The sequence below is a fragment of the Rahnella selenatireducens genome (genome assembly GCF_046449555.1).
Classification (GTDB): domain Bacteria; phylum Pseudomonadota; class Gammaproteobacteria; order Enterobacterales; family Enterobacteriaceae; genus Rahnella; species Rahnella selenatireducens.
On sequence record NZ_JBKEZJ010000001.1, the window covers coordinates 423577 to 441967 of the forward strand.

Genomic DNA, 18391 nt, shown 5'->3' on the forward strand with positions numbered 1-18391 from the left:
AGATCGAATTTCAGGATCTGGCAAGTTCGAATGCGCATTTAGATATATCTTTTTTACATCGAAATTGAGAGCAAAAAAAAAGCGCTGAATAATCAGCGCCTTCAGTGCAGTTAAGAAACGGTGCTATTTGGCGTCAGCGAGAACTTTGCTGACGATTTCCACGGCTTCTTTTTCAATTTGTTCGCGGTGTTCTGCGCCGAGGAAGCTTTCACAATAGATCTTGTACGCTTCTTCGGTACCGGAAGGACGTGCTGCGAACCAGCCGTTTTTGGTCATCACTTTCAGACCGCCGATAGACGCGCCATTACCCGGAGCGTTTGTCAGACGGGCGGTGATCGGGTCACCGGCCAGCGTGTCTGCTTTTACCTGTTCAGGAGAAAGTTTGGACAATGCGGCTTTCTGCGCGTGAGTCGCAGGCGCCTGAATACGGTTATAGCTTGGCGCGCCGAAACGGGCAGCCAGTTCGTTGTAATGTTCCTGCGGGTTTTTACCGGTCACGGCGGTAATTTCTGCCGCCAGCAGGCACATGATGATCCCGTCTTTGTCGGTAGACCACGGTGTGCCGTTGAAACGCAGGAAAGAAGCCCCTGCACTTTCTTCGCCACCAAAACCAAAGCTACCGTCAAACAGGCCATCCACAAACCATTTGAAACCAACCGGGACTTCAACCAGTTTACGGCCTAAGTCTTCAACAACGCGGTCGATCATCGCGCTGGATACCAGCGTTTTACCGACGGCAACGTCTTTGCCCCACTGCGGGCGGTGCTGGAACAGGTACTGAATTGCCACCGCCAGATAATGGTTCGGGTTCATCAGACCGGCAGGCGTCACGATACCGTGGCGGTCATAATCCGGGTCGTTTGCAAAGGCCAGATCGAATTTATCACGCAGCGCCAGCAAGCCGGCCATCGCAGATTCAGACGAGCAGTCCATGCGGATCACGCCGTCGTGGTCGAGATGCATGAAGCGGAAAGTCTGATCAACTTCGTCGTTAACCAGCGTCAGATCCAGTTTGTAATGCTCTGCGATACGCTTCCAGTATTCAATACCGGAACCGCCGAGAGGATCTACACCCAGTTTCAGACCGGCTTTCTGAATAGCGGCCATGTCTACGATGTCGGTCAGCCCTTCTATAAACGGCTGAACCAGATCCTGCGCCACCAGATGGCCACTCTTCCACGCCAGATCCAAAGACTGACGCTTGACGCCTGCGAGCTTCGCCGCCAGCAATGCGTTCGCGCGTTTCTCAATCACAGACGTCAGATTAGTATCTGCCGGGCCGCCGTTGGTCGGGTTGTATTTAATCCCGCCATCTTCCGGTGGGTTGTGCGAAGGCGTGATAACAATGCCATCGGCCAGTGCGCCAACGTTGCGGTTGTGTGTCAGAATCGCGTGAGACACCGCCGGAGTCGGGGTGAAACCGTTATCTTCCTGCACAATGACGTCCACGCCGTTGGCCGTCAGCACTTCCAGCACAGAGATAAACGCCGGTTCGGACAGAGCGTGGGTATCTTTCCCCACGTAGCACGGGCCGGTTGTGCCCTGCTCTTTACGCACTTCAGCAATCGCCTGCGCAATCGCCAGGATATGCGCTTCATTAAAGCTGTGACGCAACGAACTGCCACGGTGACCGGACGTACCGAATTTCACGGCATGTGCCGGGTTTTGCGGGTCCGGTTGCAGAACGTAATATTGTGACGTCAACTGCGCCACATTGATCAAATCGCTTTGCTGAGCAGGTTGCCCTGCACGGGGGTGATTAGCCACTGGCGTTTCTCCCTGACGCTGAAAATTAGAGGGTGCCGCACACTTTTTCAGTCAGTTCCGCCGGGAACTGCATGAGCTGCATGATGTGTTCGATCATGCTGCGTTTGCGACCTGTGTTGGTATTCGTAATAACCCAATACGGCGTTCCGGGAACGTGTTTAGGTTTGGTATGAATGCCGTTTTGCAGCAGAGTTTGCTGGTCACCGGCAAAATAGGTACGCGTGCGGCCGGTCAGGGACTCGGTCGCTGCGCCAAATTCTTTTGGGTTCAGGCAATACAAGGTCGACAGGATCAGCATAAAACGGTTAACCGCTTTGGTCTGCTCTGCATATTCGTCAGACAGCAACAGTTCGCGCACGGCACGAACTTTTTCACGCGACGTCGGCGCGGCAGCGGTGACAGGTTTTTCCTGCGCGACAGTTCCAGCAATAACGACTGGTGTTACTGGCGCGGCAGGAGCGGTCTGACCGGCAGTAAACTTCAACATACGGCGCAAAATATCAGACGCACTCTCACCGATGGCTTGTGTGTGGCTGGCAATGTAGCGGTAGAGTTCTTCGTCAACCTCAATAGTTTTCATCTTTATCCAGTACTGTTTTTTCTACTAAATTCATTCAAAAGGATTATACAAATTTCTACGCAGTAACAAACAGGGGAATTGCGCCGCGAAGCAAAATCCAGACTACTTACCGATTTTGCTGCATGCTGGCTCCGGCCCGCTTCGTTCCCGGTAGTCAAATCCCGCTCAGGCATCTGGCAGAAAACTTTCCGTTTTAAAAATTATCCGCCACTCATGATAACCTAATGAGATTGTTTATCTGTATGAACTTCGCCATGAAATTACATTATCGCGTGCATGAACCTGAAGTCGCTGGCAGCGATGCGCTGCCGGTTCTCCTGATCCACGGATTGTTCGGAACCCTTGATAATCTGGGCGTGCTCGCCCGCGACCTGAAACAACAGCATAGAGTGTTGCAAGTTGATTTGCGTAATCACGGGCAATCCTGGCGTTCACCGGAGATGTCTTACGCCTCGATGGCGCAGGATTTAATGGAAACGCTGGATGAAGTGGGTTTCCAAAAATTCATCGTAATTGGCCATTCTATGGGGGGAAAAGCGGCTATGGCGCTGACGGCTCTCATCCCCGACAGAATCGAAAAGCTCATCGCCATTGATATTGCGCCGGTGGATTATCACGTCCGTCGTCACGATGAGATTTTCGCTGCGATTAACGCCGTCACCGATGCCGGATTGCGCGACCGTACTTCTGCCACCGAATGTATGCATCAGTATATAAAGGAAGATGGCGTGATTCAGTTTCTGCTGAAATCTTTCCAGCAGGGCGAATGGCGCTTCAATGTGCCGGTTCTGCTGAGCGAGTATGCAAAAATTGTCGGCTGGGAGGAAGTTCCGGCGTGGGATCGCCCGGCGTTGTTCATCCGCGGTGGGGATTCCCCTTATGTGCAGGATGCGTATCGCGAAGATATTGGCCGACAGTTTCCACGGGCAAAAGCCTATGTGGTCGCCGGAGCGGGTCATTGGGTGCATGCAGAAAAACCTGACGCCGTCCTGCGCGCTGTGCATCGTTTCATCGATTCGCCTGCTGTTTAACATCCTGGGGATAAATTGTGCAAAAAGTCTGCACAACTTCGAAAGTTAACATGAAATCAGGGCTATTAAGCGTTGTGAACCCCAGGCGCGCCAGTGTATGATTGCGCGCTATAATTTTGCCGCCCCGTTTTACTCAGGTCGAGTTGCGGGGGGTAAATTGGGTCAGGGTTTCTTAGCCCGAAATGTGTGAAACGCTCGTCAGGAATCGGCTTGCCGTTTTCCGATGTAAAAACTTCCCTGGTTGTACCGCTACCTATGGCAAAAGAACAACTGGATCGCACGACGATTGATCTGTTCGCAGATGACCGCCGTCCGGGGCGTCCAAAAACTAATCCGCTTTCCCGTGATGAACAGCTCAGGATCAACAAGCGCAACCAGTTACGCCGCGATAAAGCGAGTGGTCTGCGTCGCGTAGAGCTGAAAATGAACGCCGATGCTGTTGATACCCTCAATAAGCTGGCAGAAGAACGCAATATCAGTCGTAGCGAACTGATTGAAGAGATGTTGCTGTCGCATCTTAACGGTCAGGAAGGCTGATAAAAAAGCGGATAACCTTCCGGTTATCCGCCTGTTTTCTTACCTTTTACTGCTTAACTCTCACCTCAGAACGTTTCCCAGTTTTCACTGCTTTTCGATGTCATTACACCGGTTGCAGGCCGTAACAACGGCTGAGAAACCGCGCTCGCGGGTCGTTTTCCGACATTCGTGATGCTGTCTTTGAGTTTGAACGTCGCAACAGCGTTGTTCAGTAATGAAGCCTGCTCTTCCAGAGAGACCGCGGCATGCGAAGCTTCTTCCACCAGAGCGGCGTTTTGCTGCGTTACGCTGTCCATTTGTGTCACCGCAACGGCAACCTGGCTGATGCCTTTGCTCTGCTCATCAGACGCCGAAGCGATTTCCGCCATGATATCGGTGACATGCGTAATTGAGCGCACCACTTCGTTCATTGTCTGCCCGGCGTTTTCTACCAGTTTAGAGCCGCTGTCAACGCGGGAAACGGATTCGCTAATCAGCGATTCGATTTCTTTCGCCGCCTGCGCACTGCGCTGTGCCAGGTTACGCACTTCACTGGCGACCACCGCAAAACCACGCCCCTGCTCGCCTGCGCGCGCAGCTTCTACCGCGGCATTCAGCGCCAGAATATTGGTCTGGAAGGCAATGCTGTTGATAACAGAAGTGATTTCCGCAATTTTCTTCGAGCTGCCTGAGATATCTTTCATGGTGCTGACGACGTCAGCCACAATGTTACCGCCCTTCTGCGCGGTAGAAGACGCTTCCATCACCAGCTGGCTCGCGTGATGCGCGTTGTCCGCATTGTGTTTTACCGTGGCCGTCAGCTCTTCCATACTGGCTGCCGTTTCTTCCAGTGCGGATGCCTGTTCTTCGGTACGGGAAGACAGATCGTTATTCCCGGCTGAGATTTCTGACGCGCCCTGATAGATGTGGTTGGTGCAATTGCGGATGGTCTGAACGGTATTTTCCAGACTGGACTGCATCACGTTGAGCAGCGGAATCAATTTACCCGCACAGTTTTTGCCGAACTCTTCCAGGTAATGCGTCAGGTCGCCGCTTGCAATCACGGCGAAGTGATCGCGAATTTTATCCAGCGGTTTCACCAGCGCCATCACCAGATAACGGTCGGTCAGCAGCAAAATAAGCAGGCCGAGAGAAAAAGCCGTCAGCAGAATAACTTTGCTGTAATAAGTCAGATGGTTAGATTTGGTCTGCGCTGCTTCAAAATCGACTGCAATCTGCCCGCTGACTTTGGTCATGGACACACCAAAGTTACGGCTCAGGGCAGGAACAGCATCGTTTGAGAGCTGATTATAGGCATCGAAATTTTTGCCGACGGCCGCCGCATACAACGGCGTAACGCCCTGCGTAACCAGACTCTCCCAACTGGAGACCAGTTCCTGAACCGAAGCCTCATCCAGCCCCGGATGCGGAGCCGTTTTGAAACTCGCCAGTGCCTGAGAAAGGCCATCGAGGGATTGCTTTGCCGTATCAAAAATTTCCGGCCCTTTTGACGGATCGGCCTGAAGTTGTGAGACGGCACGGCTTAAGCGTGTCACGGTACGAAAATACTGATCATTTCCTTTGCTGATCAGCGCCATATTGTTGACCAGTTCGGTACTGTTCTTCGTATTTTGTGTCAGCGTATTCAGTGAGGTAACGGTGTAAAGGGAGACACCTGCCCACATGACGCAGAAAATGCCTAAAATCGTTAATAATGCGGCCCTGATGGTGATATTTTTTAAAAACTGCACGATATGCCTCTCTCGAAACAAGGTTGTTTCTGGTCTGAGGATTGACGGGGATGCGGAGAATCAAGACAGGTAGCCAGCAGGCTTTCGCCCCCGGACATGTTTGAACACCTCTCCGGGCATCGATTTCTTTATTATGTTGAGATTCCTCTCGCTTCATCTATCGGCGGGTTGTTCTCAAAATTTAGTATTGTGAGAACATATTTCTTAATTTTGCTTTTGACCTCAATAAGCCTGAGGTTATTCAAAGCACACGAAGGCGATAACACTTAAAAAGATTGGCCGATAAACTTATCCACCAGTTAAGAAGGCGAGCTGAAACATATTCTCCGCCTCGCGAGTTTGCTATCATCTGCGTTATTATTGCCTGCAATGCAGAGCACTTCATTGAGAACAAGAGGTTAGGTAATCTTATGGCCGTAGTAGGTATCTTCTTTGGATCCGATACAGGTAACACCGAAAACATCGCGAAAATGATCCAAAAGCAATTGGGTAAAGATGTTGCAGAGGTGCATGACATTGCGAAGAGCAGCAAAGAGGATCTGGAAAAATTCGATATCTTGCTGATCGGAATTCCAACCTGGTATTACGGTGAAGCGCAGTGTGACTGGGACGACTTTTTCCCGACGCTGGAAGAGATAGATTTCGAAGGTAAGCTGGTCGCGCTGTTTGGCTGTGGCGATCAGGAAGACTATGCCGAATACTTCTGCGATGCGCTGGGTACTGTGCGTGACATCATCGAACCACGCGGCGCGGTGATTGTGGGCCACTGGCCAACTGAAGGCTATCACTTCGAAGCGTCTAAAGGTCTGGCTGATGATAAGCACTTCATCGGACTGGCAATTGACGAAGACCGTCAGCCGGAACTGACCAACGAACGTGTTGATACGTGGGTCAAACAGATCACAGAAGAGCTGAGCCTTTCAGAAATTATTGGCTAAAAACCCTGTTGGCCCTGAGGATTTATTCTACAATTGAAGGGCCAAACTATTACTGAAATTAACAATTTAACCGCTACAAAATTGTAACTTTCAGTGGTATCAAGGTACACTGAGCTCATCTGTTTTCCTATTGATCAAGTCGTTGCATTATCGAATGTGACAGGCATTTTGTGATCTTTATTAACAGGCTACGTTTTTGAGGATCGGCACACGTCTCAAAAGCGAAGAATCCTTAAGCGACAAATTTTTGTGCCGCCGATGCCACAGGCTGCATGCCTCAACTTGATTAGCACATAGTAACAGGACTGAATCCGCATGACTGACAACAACACCGCACTGAAGAAAGCCGGCTTAAAAGTCACGCTTCCGCGCCTCAAAATCCTGGAAGTGCTGCAAGCGCCGGAAGGTCATCACGTTAGTGCGGAAGATCTGTACAAACAACTGATTGATATGGGTGAAGAAATTGGCCTGGCGACGGTTTACCGCGTTCTGAACCAGTTTGATGACGCCGGTATCGTTACCCGTCATAACTTCGAAGGCGGCAAGTCTGTTTTCGAACTGACCCAACAACATCACCATGATCACCTGATCTGCCTGGATTGCGGCCGCGTTATTGAATTTCGTGACGAATATATTGAAGGCCGTCAGCGCGAGATTGCGAAGAAACACGGTATCAAACTGACCAACCACAGTCTGTATCTGTACGGCCACTGTGAGGCGGGCGATTGTCGCGAAGATGAATCTTTGCACAATGATAAACCTGCACAGTAATCTCTACGGTCAGTCCGAATAAATTAACCGCTGAAAGGCGGTTTTTTTGTGCCTGCGATTCAGGCGACGGATAAAAAAACAAACCCCGGCAAGCCGGGGTTTGTTTTTTCTTGCGATAGGTGCGCAGCGTTCGCGCCCGGTTAATTCACCGGTTTTGGCGAATTGTTAGAACGAATTTCCTGCCAGATTTTGCCACAGTCTGCCGCGTAAGCCTGACCATCGCCGGTTTTACGCGCCGTCAGACAACGCTGATAATCCACTACACGCACGGTTTCCAGCTCGGCAAACTGCTTGTGCTCCTGTTCCTGTTTTAGAACATCAAGGATCGTCTGGCACGACGCCACTTTATCCGGCGAGCCTTCTGCTTTAATGATGCAGCTGCTGTACGCCTGACGCAGTTTCGCATTTTCGGTTTGCGTAGCTGTTGGCGCACAACCCGCCAGTAACAGGGAAGTCACAACCATCATCAGTAATTTATTCATCGGTTTAGTATCCTCAGAAAATAGTGAATGGAGCGATAACGATGAATTTCACGTCTTTTTCATCCTGGAAAATGTTGCCGTAACCGCCTCCCCAGCTCGGGATATCCGAGTGGTTGTCATACTGGGTGTAATGAAGTTTGAACAGCGTCCCTTTTGCGCGGCCTTCCTGAATGGTGTAAAGCGCATCAAGGCTCCAGGCGCTTTCTTTGAGACGCTGGCTCTGATCATAGATTGGATTGGTACTCGGTTTGGCATCCCACGCATAAACATAAGAACCGCCCACTGCGAAGCCCGGCAGATCCCATTTCGCCAGGTCGTATAACACACCGGCGTAAACCGCTTTTTCGCCGTTAGCGTTGAAGTCAGAACGGTTGTCCCACCACACATCAAGACGTCCGTTAGAAGAAGAATACGTTGGGGTCATGCGTTGTAAAAAATAACCCTGATTTCCCTCAGCTTTGACCATTGTCCCTTCCAGACGCCAGTTGAACTGACCGGTGGTGTAACCGAAAGTCAATGCCTGCAACCAGGCCAAACCGTCATACAGACTGTTGGGATCGTTCTGGTTGCTGATACGATCTTCCGCGCCATAGAACTGGTAGCTGGTAGTGAGCGGATTGCCCATCAGATCAATTTTGTACGACGCTTTGGCGAAGTATTGATCGACGTAACTTTCTGCCTGACCGAAGGCCGCTTCCAGCACGAGATCATTTTTGAAGTCGTATTTCGCACCCAGCGAGTGTATATAGGAAACACCGGTTTTCTTGTCGTTCTGGCGGAAATCATCCATTTCCAGATGCCACGGCGATTTGTATTCATCCGCCCACATGTAGGAGAAACTCAGTTCGCCCGGATCGCCAAAATCATGTTTATACCCGGCTTCGGCACCGCGATAGGTACCCGGCATAAAGCTCCAGTGCGGGGCGATCAGCGTTTGTCCAGTGGGCTGAATGTAACCGGCATGGCCCCAGAATCCGCCATATTTGAATTTACCGGCCGCTTTGTAGAGGCTGACGCCGCCTTTATCACCGGAGTAGTCTTCGTCATACGCATGGTTTTTAGAGGAGAACGCGATTTCGTTCGGGTGACCGCTGTCGCTGGCTTCGGCTAATTCGATCGCGGTAAATGCGGCGAGATCGATACCGAACATGTCCCAGGCGTAGCCGGAAGAGAAATCAAGGTTCAGGTTGGCGGTCGCGTGTGAAAGGTTGGTGGCATATTTATCGTAATCGGGATTATTCACCGTGACTTTTGTGCCGTCAGGGCGGGTTTCTTCTTTCGTTTTGTTCAAATCTTTGCGGTCGCGTTCGCGCTGCCAGTAATACACACCGCCGGTCAGCGTCGAATCATCAATAAAGCCAGCCGCTCTGGCCTCTTCAGGAAACATCATTCCGCCGCCCAATAAAGTGCCAGCCAGCGTGTACATCACAGGTTTCAGGTAAGCCGATCCCCTGCCCCTGTTAAGGTGCTTGTGCATAGAAATTCCTCATTTTGACTAAAAAACGTGCAAAACCCAAACGGGTATTAAAAGCGGCCGCCAGAGGCGCAACCGTATAAAGCAGGATTAAGAGTATTTTTCGCGACGCGAATTATCAATGGGTAATTAAACCCTGATGGCTGAAGTATGACAAAGTGCACATAAAGATGAAAAAGTGTAACAAACAAGGAATGCGAAGGTTCAAATCAGTGGACTCTGGTAATCAATAACTAAAACAGTTAATTAAGGAAAAAACGTATTAATTTAAACGTTTCAGCACTCTGATATTCGGAAAGAAGAGTCTAAAAAGTAAACATGAAAAATGCATTAATTCGCGATGAAAAAGAAAATTCCGTGAATTTCTGACATAAAAAAACGCAGCCGGAGCTGCGTTTAGCAATCATTCATCGGTGACTTACGCGACGGGTTTAGATTCCCAGGTATCACGCAGGCCAACGGTACGGTTGAAGACCAGATTTTCAACGCTGGAATAACGGCTGTCAGCACAGAAGTAACCTTCACGTTCGAACTGCAGGCTGATTTCAGCCTGTGCAGCCACCAGAGAAGGCTCAACGAAACCGTGCGCGATCACCAGGGATTCCGGGTTGATCGTGGTCAGGAAGTCTTCTGCCTGGCCCGGGTTTGCCACGCTGAACAGACGGTCATACAGACGGAATTCCGCCGGTTTACCTTCAGTAGCGGAAACCCAGTGGATCACACCTTTCACCTTGCGGCCATCGGCAGGATCTTTGCTCAGCGTTTCGATGTCGTATGAGCAGAAGATCGTCGTCACATTACCTTCGGCATCTTTCTCAATGCGTTCCGCTTTGATGACATACGCATTGCGCAGACGAACTTCTTTACCCAGCACCAGACGTTTGTATTGCTTGTTCGCTTCTTCGCGGAAATCAGCCTGATCGATATAAATCTCACGGGTGAACGGCACTTCGCGGGTACCCATCTCCGGTTTGTTCGGATGATTAGGCATTTTCACCATTTGCACATCTTCACCGGTAAAGTTCTCAATGATCACTTTAACCGGATTGATGACGGCCATGGCGCGCGGTGCGTTTTCGTTCAGATCGTCACGGATACAAGATTCCAGCGCCATCATTTCGACGTTGTTGTCCTGTTTCGTCACGCCGATACGGCGGCAGAATTCACGTATGGAAGCAGCGGTGTAGCCACGACGACGCAATCCAGAAACAGTCGGCATACGCGGATCGTCCCAGCCTTCTACGATTTTATCCGTCACCAGCAGGTTCAGCTTACGCTTGGACATGATGGAATATTCGAGATTCAGACGGGAGAACTCGTATTGCCGCGGATGGCAAGGGATGGTGATGTTATCGAGAACCCAGTCGTAAAGACGACGGTTGTCCTGGAATTCCAGCGTGCACAGCGAATGGGTGATCCCTTCCAGCGCATCGGAAATGCAGTGGGTGAAATCATACATCGGGTAGATGCACCATTTTTTGCCAGTCTGATGGTGTTCCGCAAACTTAATACGGTAGATAACCGGATCGCGCATCACGAAGAACGGCGACGCCATATCGATTTTTGCACGCAGACACGCTGCGCCTTCAGCGAATTCACCGTTGCGCATTTTTTCGAACAGCGCGATGTTTTCTTCTACGCTGCGATCGCGGTACGGGCTGTTTTTGCCCGGAGACGTCAGCGAGCCACGGTATTCGCGGATTGCATCCGGAGACAGTTCGTCAACGTAAGCCAGACCTTTGTTGATCAGCTCCAGCGCATAGCCGTGCAGTTGGTCGAAGTAGTCAGAAGAATAGTGAATATCACCACTCCAGCCGAAACCTAACCACTGGACGTCGTGTTTGATCGACTCAACGAATTCGATGTCTTCTTTTGCCGGGTTAGTATCGTCAAAACGCAGGTTGCACTGCCCCTGATAGTCTTGCGCAATACCGAAGTTCAGGCAGATAGACTTCGCATGGCCGATATGCAGATAACCATTAGGCTCGGGCGGGAAACGGGTATGAACGGTATTGTGCTTCCCGGTCGCCAGATCTTCATCAATAATCTGACGGATAAAATTTGTTGGGCGGGCTTCAGCCTCACTCATTGTGCAATTCCTCTACGCAACATTGACTCTACAGATAACCTGTTATGTTCCAACAAGCCACGTCGGGAAACAACCGTTACTTGCATAAAATCGTGGTTATCTGCATACCGCGTGTCCGTAAGCAATAAAAAACGGGAAGAGATTGCTCTCTTCCCGCTAAGACCTAACTCAACTGAATCGGCGTCAGGAAATTATTTACCCTGAATCTCAAACAGTTTGGTCTGACCGGCGACGACTGAACCGCTGGCCAGTGAAATCACACCGGTGTAATCATCGATGTTGCTGACCACAACCGGGCTAATCATTGAGCGCGCGTTAGCGTTCAGGTAAGCCAGATCCAGTTCCAGTACAGGCTGACCGGTAGTGACCGTTGCGCCTTCTTCAACCAGGCGGGTAAAGCCCTGACCGTTGAGTGCAACGGTGTCGATCCCCATGTGCACCACGATTTCAGCACCGGAAGTGGTTTCCAGGCAGAACGCATGGTTGGTGTTGAAGATTTTCACCACGGTACCCGCAGCCGGAGCGACGACTGTTTTATCCGTCGGACGAATCGCGACACCATCGCCTACCGCTTTGCTGGCGAAGGCTTCGTCCGGCACCTGATCCAGCGCCACGATGTCACCCGTGACCGGAGCAACCAGCGTTTCAACCACGGTTTTAACGCTGTTTGGCACCGCTTGTGGAGCCGCCTTCACAACGACGGGCGCTGCTGCGCTGCCTGCCGCAACCGGGCCACGCGCCATCACTTTCTTCATGGCATCTGCCAGAGATTCCGCTTTTGCACCGACGATAACCTGAATGCTTTGTTTGTTCAGACGAACAATACCGGACGCCCCCAGACGTTTGCAGGCTGCATCATCAACTGTACCGGCATCTTTCACGTTCAGACGCAGGCGGGTAATACAGGCATCAATACCTTTGAAGTTATCAGAACCGCCCAGTGCGCTGATGTAGCTCACGGCCAGTTGGTTCAGACCTTCTTCAGTATTGCTGTTCGCTTCCGGCTCACCGATATGGTCGGCATCGTCTTCACGGCCTGGCGTTTTCAGGTTGAACATGCGGATAATTACGCTGAACAGTACAAAGTAGATGACGAAGAACACAACGCCCATCACCAGCAACATCCAGACGTTTTTACTTGCCGCCGGCAGGTTGTACATCAACGCGTAGTCAATCGCACCGGCAGAGAAGGAGAAGCCAGCGTGGATACCCAGCGCAGTTGCAACGTACAGGCTGATCCCGGTCAGGATGGCGTGTACTAAATACAGCAGCGGAGCAAGGAACATGAACAGGAATTCTAACGGCTCGGTCACACCGGTCAGGAATGCAGTCACCGCAACGGAGACCAGCATACCGCCCACCAATGGACGACGTTCTTTAGGTGCTGCGAAGTACATTGCGCACGCTGCGCCTGGCAGACCAAACATCATGATTGGGAAGAAGCCGGACATGAACATCCCTGCGGTGCCGTCACCCGCGTAGAAGCGGTTGATGTCGCCGTGGAATACGGTGCCTGCTGCGTTAGTGAAATCACCAATCTGGAACCATGCGATGGTGTTCAGAACCTGATGCAGACCGGTTGGGATCAGCAAACGGTTTACGAAACCGAAGATACCCGCACCGAATGCGCCAGCGCCTACGATCCACTCACCACCTGCGCGGATTGCATCCTGCACCGGAGGCCAGACGTAACCGAAGATCGCGGCCAGAATCAGACAGAAGAAGCCGGTTGCGATAGGAACGAAACGTTTCCCACCGAAGAAGCTCAGGAAATCAGGAAGTTTGATATCAGACCAGCGGTTGTAAACCATACCACCGACCAGACCGGTGATGATACCTGCCAGAACGCCCATGTTGACGGCCGGGTTGATGGTAATCATCGCTTTGGTCAGAATGAAATAACCGATACCACCCGCCAGTGCCGCAGCACCCGCGTTGTCTTTAGACCAGCTTGATGCCACACCAATAGCAAAAATCAGGGCCAGGTTATCGAAGATCCCGCCACCGGCTTGCGCGATGAACGGCATATTAAGAAGATCAGGCTGACCGAAACGCAGCAGTAACGCAGCGACCGGTAGCACGGCTATCGGCAGCTGGAGTGCTCTGCCTAAACGCTGAAAGAATCCAAGAATATTCACATTTCCCCCTATCCGCCGCCAGGCGAATCACCTAAGTAGTTTAATTAGTATGGTTACTACCTTTACTCACTTACCGTTCCGATTTAACCAACTGCTTTGCGAGTGTAAAAAGATTATTTCGTATCGCAAATTAAAACCTCTATTTTTGTGATTATTATCACCAAAAAGAGGTCATAACATGCCATCATGCTGGTCAACACACAAAACTTATTTTATCATTAAAAAAATCTAGACGGCATTGTGCCAGCCACAAACCGTCACGGTGGTTTACGCTTAACATGACCGCCTTTGAACTGACGAACTTAGTTTTTACTTTGACTCCGTATATCCGCAGTCATTGACGTTGCAGGAAGGCGGCAATCGAGTGAATCCCGATGAGCTTACACAGGTAAGTGATTCGGGTGAGTGAGAGCAGCCAACGCATCTGCAGCGTCAAGGACAAAGGATATCAACAGTATATTCAATATTCTGAAACTAGAGGTACGTGATGAGACTTATTCCTTTAAACACCACCACTGAAGTTGGCAAATGGGCAGCACGTCATATCGTTGAGCGTATTAACGCCTTCAAACCCACTGCCGACCGTCCGTTCATTCTGGGCTTACCTACCGGTGGCACACCACTTGAAGCTTACAAACATTTAATCGCCATGCATAAAGCAGGCCAGGTTAGCTTCAAGAACGTCGTAACCTTCAACATGGACGAATATGTTGGCTTACCGCAGGAACACCCTGAGAGCTATCATACGTTCATGTACAAAAACTTCTTTGATCACGTTGATATTCCACGCGAAAACATCAATCTGCTGAATGGTAATGCACCAGACGTCAACGAAGAATGTCGTCAGTACGAAGCCAAAATTAAGTCTTACGGTAAAATTCACCTGTTCATGGGTGGCGTGGGCAACGACGGTCACATTGCCTTCAACGAACCCGCGTCTTCACTGGCTTCCCGCACCCGTATCAAAACCCTGACACACGAAACCCGCATCGCGAACTCCCGTTTCTTCGACAATGACGTCTCTCAGGTGCCAAAATACGCCCTGACCGTTGGCGTAGGCACACTGCTTGATGCAGAAGAAGTGATGATTCTCGTGACTGGCCACGCGAAGGCGCAAGCACTTGAAGCCGCCGTCGAAGGGAACATTAACCACATGTGGACAATTAGTTGCCTGCAATTGCATGCAAAAGCCGTTATGGTGTGTGACGAGCCGTCCACCATGGAACTGAAAGTCAAAACTGTTAAATATTTCCGCGAGTTAGAAGCGGAAAATATGAAAAACCTTTAACAAAATTTATGCCCAAAGCCAGTCGCGTTGCAGCAAGGCGGCAACGAAGCGAATCTCCGGGAGCTTACTGAAGTAAGTGACCGATGTGAGTAAGGCAGCCAAAGCAGCAGCAGCGTGACTGGAGAAGGGCAAGCGAACGAGGGGGCATGATGTACGCATTAATTAATGGCCGGATCTATACCGGCCACGACGTTCTGGATAACCATGCGGTCGTGATTGCCGATGGCAAAATCGAACGTGTCTGCGCGGTCAGCGAGCTGCCGGACAATGTGGAAACCCGCGATCTGGACGGTACCATTCTTGCCCCCGGATTTATCGACCTGCAACTTAATGGTTGTGGCGGCGTGCAGTTCAACGATTCACTGGAAGCGATTTCCGTAGAAACGTTAGAAATCATGCAGAAAGCCAACGAAAAATCCGGCTGTACCAGTTTTTTACCTACGCTGATCACCTGTAGCGATGACTACATGAAACACGGCGTCAGCGTAATGCGCACGTATCTGGAAAAGTATCCGAATCAGGCGCTGGGCCTACATCTTGAAGGCCCGTATCTGAGCCCGTTGAAAAAAGGCACTCACAATCCGGCCTTTATCCGTAAGCCTGACGACGCCATGATTGATTTTCTGTGTGAAAACGCCGATGTCATCACGCAGCTGACGCTTGCGCCGGAACAGGTTGAAGCCCGCTATATCCGCCAGCTGCGCGCTGCCGGTATTGTGATTTCCGCAGGCCATTCCAATTCGACGTATGCCGAAGCCCGCGCCGGTTTTGCGGCCGGTATCACCTTCGCAACGCACCTTTATAATGCAATGCCGGCGATTACAGGTCGTCAGCCTGGCCTTATTGGTGCAATCTTCGATACACCGGAAGTGTATACCGGGGTGATTGCGGACGGTTTGCACGTCGACTACGCCAATATTCGCAACGCGAAAAAGCTCAAAGGCGAGAAACTGGTGCTGGTCACCGACGCCACTGCGCCAGCGGGTGCAAATATTGATGAGTTCATTTTTGCCGGTAAAACAATATACTACCGTGACGGACTCTGTGTGGACGAAAACGGAACACTGAGCGGCTCTGCGCTGACCATGATCGAAGCAGTTCAAAACAGCGTCGAACATGTCGGCATTGCACTCGATGAAACGTTGCGTATGGCATCGCTTTATCCGGCCCGCGCGATTGGCCTCGACGGCCAGCTGGGCAGCATTGAAGCAGGCAAAGTTGCCAACCTCACCGCGTTCACTCATGATTTTAAAATCACAAAAACTATCGTTAATGGTGACGAAGTTTAATTGAGCGGATAACAGCATTGATGACAACTGGCGGACAGCAGGCACAAATCGGCAACGTTGATCTGGTTAAGCAGTTAAACGGCGCGGCGGTTTACCGCCTGATTGACCAACAAGGGCCCATTTCGCGTATTCAAATCGCCGACATGAGCCAGTTAGCGCCCGCCAGTGTTACCAAAATTACCCGACAGTTACTTGAGCGCGGGCTGATCAAAGAAGTGGAGCAGCAGGCTTCCACCGGAGGTCGCCGCGCCATTTCCATCATCACGGAAACCCGCCCTTTTCATACCATTGCCGTTCGTCTTGGTCGCCATGACGCGACCATCACGCTCTACGATCTCAGCGCTAAGTCACTGGCCGAACAGCACTATTCTCTGCCCGAACGCACTCAGGAAACGCTTGAGAACGCCTTATTTGAGGCAATCGCACAATTTATCGAGCTGAATCAGCGCAAAATTCGCGAGCTGATTGCCATTTCCGTGATCTTGCCGGGCCTGGTCGATCCCAATAAAGGTATCGTCCGTTACATGCCGCATATCAGCGTCGGCGCGTGGAAATTAGTGGATGCGCTGGAAGCCAGATTCAAAGTCACCAGTTTTGTCGGCCACGATATCCGCAGTCTGGCTCTCGCCGAGCACTATTTCGGGGCAACCCGCGACTGTCAGGACTCCATTTTGGTTCGTCTTCACCGTGGTACCGGCGCCGGAATTATCGTTAACGGCCAGATTTTCCTCGGCAGTAACGGCAACGTGGGTGAAATTGGCCACATTCAGATCGACCCGCTGGGCGAACGGTGCCATTGCGGCAACTTCGGCTGTCTGGAAACCGTCGCCGCGAATGCCGCTATCGAAAATCGTGTGCGTAATCTGCTTACGCAAGGCTACGCCAGCAAACTCAGCCTGAATGATTGCTCTATTTCTGCTATCTGTAAGGCCGCTAATCGCCATGACGCGCTGGCAACAGAAGTGATTGACCACGTCGGCCGCCAGCTCGGCAAAGCCGTTTCCATTGCCATTAACCTGTTTAATCCGCAAAAAGTGGTGATCGCCGGTGAAATTACCGAAGCGGATAAAGTCCTGCTGCCTGCAATCCAAAACTGCATTAATGCACAGGTTTTAAAAGACTTCCGCCGCAATTTACCGGTTGTGACGTCAGCACTTAACCATCAGTCCGCAATTGGCGCTTTCGCACTGGTCAAACGGGCTATGCTGAATGGCGTTCTGTTGCAGCGCCTGATGGAAAATTAAGACGTGCTATAGTAATGGGCTGCCAGGAATGGGGCTGAAAATGTGGGTTTGGAAATCATGACAATAAAGAATGTAATCTGTGACATTGATGGCGTGCTTTTGCACGACAACACCGCTGTACCCGGCGCCGATCGCTTTCTGGCCCGAATTCAGGAACAGGGAATGCCTCTGGTAATTCTTACCAACTACCCTTCCCAAACTGCTCAGGATCTGGCAAACCGCTTCAGTGCTGCCGGGCTTGAAGTGCCGGAAAGTGCGTTCTTCACGTCTGCGATGGCGACGGCTGATTTCCTGAAACGTCAGGAAGGCAAAAAAGCCTACGTCGTTGGCGAAGGCGCTCTGATTCACGAGCTGTATAAAGCGGGTTTCACCATCACAGACATCAATCCTGACTTTGTGATCGTCGGCGAAACGCGTTCATACAACTGGGACATGATCCATAAAGCGGCGTATTTCGTAGCGAACGGCGCGCGCTTTATTGCGACAAACCCGGACAATCATGGCCACGGTTTTGTCCCTGCCTGCGGTGCGTTATGTGCGCCGATTGAAAAAATCACCGGGCGTAAGCCGTTTTATGTCGGTAAACCGAGCCCGTGGATTATTCGCTCTGCCCTCAACAAAATGCAGGCTCATTCCGAAGGCACAGTTATTGTCGGCGATAACTTGCGGACTGACATTCTGGCCGGTTTTCAGGCGGGTCTGGAAACTATTCTGGTCCTGAGCGGTGTTTCTTCACTGAATGATATTGAAGGAATGCCTTTCCGCCCGACCTGGATTTACCCTTCTGTGGCAGATATCGATATCATCTGACCGCGTCGGTTAACCCGGTAAAAACGAGCCTGGATCTGCATTCAGGCTCGTTTTTTTTCGCCTTGCTGACTGATTTTTATCCTCTTTTTCGTTTTTTTGAATTCCCTACAATTTTTCGGCATTAAAATGACAATCCATCAACGAAAACACCAATAAACTGAACACCCACTAACAAACCAGCCTAACCAACGCACTATTTATCAGAAGAGCGTTAAACTGCTTG

At 50.9% G+C, this 18391-nt stretch carries 15 protein-coding genes; 8 read left to right on the forward strand and 7 right to left on the reverse strand.

Features of this window, described 5'->3' with window-relative positions; translation table 11 throughout:
* Nucleotides 1-123: 123 nt before the first annotated feature.
* Together pgm and seqA are read right to left on the reverse strand one after the other, a co-directional pair.
* Entirely contained in the window at nt 124-1767 is a 1644-nt protein-coding gene (gene pgm / locus ACLBVC_RS02065; RefSeq protein ID WP_410147805.1) for a phosphoglucomutase (alpha-D-glucose-1,6-bisphosphate-dependent), read from the reverse strand.
* A gap of 25 nt (nt 1768-1792) precedes the next feature.
* Complete coding sequence (gene seqA, locus ACLBVC_RS02070; RefSeq protein ID WP_410147806.1) at nt 1793-2347, reverse strand: replication initiation negative regulator SeqA; 555 nt, start codon at nt 2345-2347, stop codon at nt 1793-1795.
* 242 nt (nt 2348-2589) lie between these two features.
* On the opposite strand from seqA, the gene ybfF reads away from it, so the two are divergent.
* The gene (ybfF, locus tag ACLBVC_RS02075; RefSeq protein ID WP_410148075.1) at nt 2590-3378 is read left to right on the forward strand and encodes an esterase; all 789 of its coding nucleotides are present in this window, start codon (nt 2590-2592) and stop codon (nt 3376-3378) included.
* 255 nt (nt 3379-3633) lie between these two features.
* Entirely contained in the window at nt 3634-3915 is a 282-nt protein-coding gene (gene ybfE / locus ACLBVC_RS02080) for a LexA regulated protein (protein ID WP_104924773.1), read from the forward strand.
* A gap of 65 nt (nt 3916-3980) precedes the next feature.
* Here ybfE and ACLBVC_RS02085 read toward each other — a convergent pair whose 3' ends face one another.
* Nucleotides 3981-5645 (reverse strand): methyl-accepting chemotaxis protein, encoded by a 1665-nt coding sequence (locus ACLBVC_RS02085; protein WP_410147807.1) that lies wholly within the window; start codon nt 5643-5645, stop codon nt 3981-3983.
* A 410-nt stretch (nt 5646-6055) separates the two neighbouring features.
* On the opposite strand from ACLBVC_RS02085, the gene fldA reads away from it, so the two are divergent.
* Complete coding sequence (gene fldA / locus ACLBVC_RS02090) at nt 6056-6583, forward strand: flavodoxin FldA (RefSeq protein ID WP_410147808.1); 528 nt, start codon at nt 6056-6058, stop codon at nt 6581-6583.
* Nucleotides 6584-6898: 315 nt separating this feature from the next.
* Nucleotides 6899-7354, forward strand: coding sequence for a ferric iron uptake transcriptional regulator (fur, locus tag ACLBVC_RS02095; protein WP_152326459.1), 456 nt, complete (start codon nt 6899-6901; stop codon nt 7352-7354).
* Between the two features lie 140 nt (nt 7355-7494).
* On the opposite strand, the gene chiQ is transcribed toward fur, so the two are convergent.
* From chiQ to nagE, 4 genes are all read right to left on the reverse strand, one after another.
* Nucleotides 7495-7836 (reverse strand): ChiQ/YbfN family lipoprotein, encoded by a 342-nt coding sequence (chiQ, locus tag ACLBVC_RS02100; RefSeq protein WP_410147809.1) that lies wholly within the window; start codon nt 7834-7836, stop codon nt 7495-7497.
* A gap of 13 nt (nt 7837-7849) precedes the next feature.
* Nucleotides 7850-9262: a chitoporin ChiP gene (gene chiP, locus ACLBVC_RS02105; protein WP_410148077.1), complete on the reverse strand. Its 1413-nt coding sequence runs from the start codon at nt 9260-9262 to the stop codon at nt 7850-7852.
* Nucleotides 9263-9728: 466 nt separating this feature from the next.
* Nucleotides 9729-11399: a glutamine--tRNA ligase gene (gene glnS / locus ACLBVC_RS02110; RefSeq protein WP_410147811.1), complete on the reverse strand. Its 1671-nt coding sequence runs from the start codon at nt 11397-11399 to the stop codon at nt 9729-9731.
* Nucleotides 11400-11590: 191 nt separating this feature from the next.
* Nucleotides 11591-13537: a PTS N-acetyl glucosamine transporter subunit IIABC gene (gene nagE / locus ACLBVC_RS02115; RefSeq protein ID WP_410147813.1), complete on the reverse strand. Its 1947-nt coding sequence runs from the start codon at nt 13535-13537 to the stop codon at nt 11591-11593.
* 487 nt (nt 13538-14024) lie between these two features.
* On the opposite strand from nagE, the gene nagB reads away from it, so the two are divergent.
* From nagB to ACLBVC_RS02135, 4 genes are all read left to right on the forward strand, one after another.
* Nucleotides 14025-14825: a glucosamine-6-phosphate deaminase gene (gene nagB, locus ACLBVC_RS02120; RefSeq protein WP_152326454.1), complete on the forward strand. Its 801-nt coding sequence runs from the start codon at nt 14025-14027 to the stop codon at nt 14823-14825.
* Between the two features lie 149 nt (nt 14826-14974).
* Nucleotides 14975-16114, forward strand: a complete 1140-nt coding sequence (nagA, locus tag ACLBVC_RS02125) for an N-acetylglucosamine-6-phosphate deacetylase (protein ID WP_410148078.1) — start codon at nt 14975-14977, stop codon at nt 16112-16114.
* A gap of 20 nt (nt 16115-16134) precedes the next feature.
* On the forward strand, nt 16135-17358 hold the full coding sequence (gene nagC / locus ACLBVC_RS02130; protein ID WP_410147814.1) for a DNA-binding transcriptional regulator NagC: 1224 nt from the start codon (nt 16135-16137) through the stop codon (nt 17356-17358).
* A gap of 57 nt (nt 17359-17415) precedes the next feature.
* Entirely contained in the window at nt 17416-18168 is a 753-nt protein-coding gene (locus tag ACLBVC_RS02135; protein ID WP_101075809.1) for an HAD-IIA family hydrolase, read from the forward strand.
* Nucleotides 18169-18391: the final 223 nt, after the last annotated feature.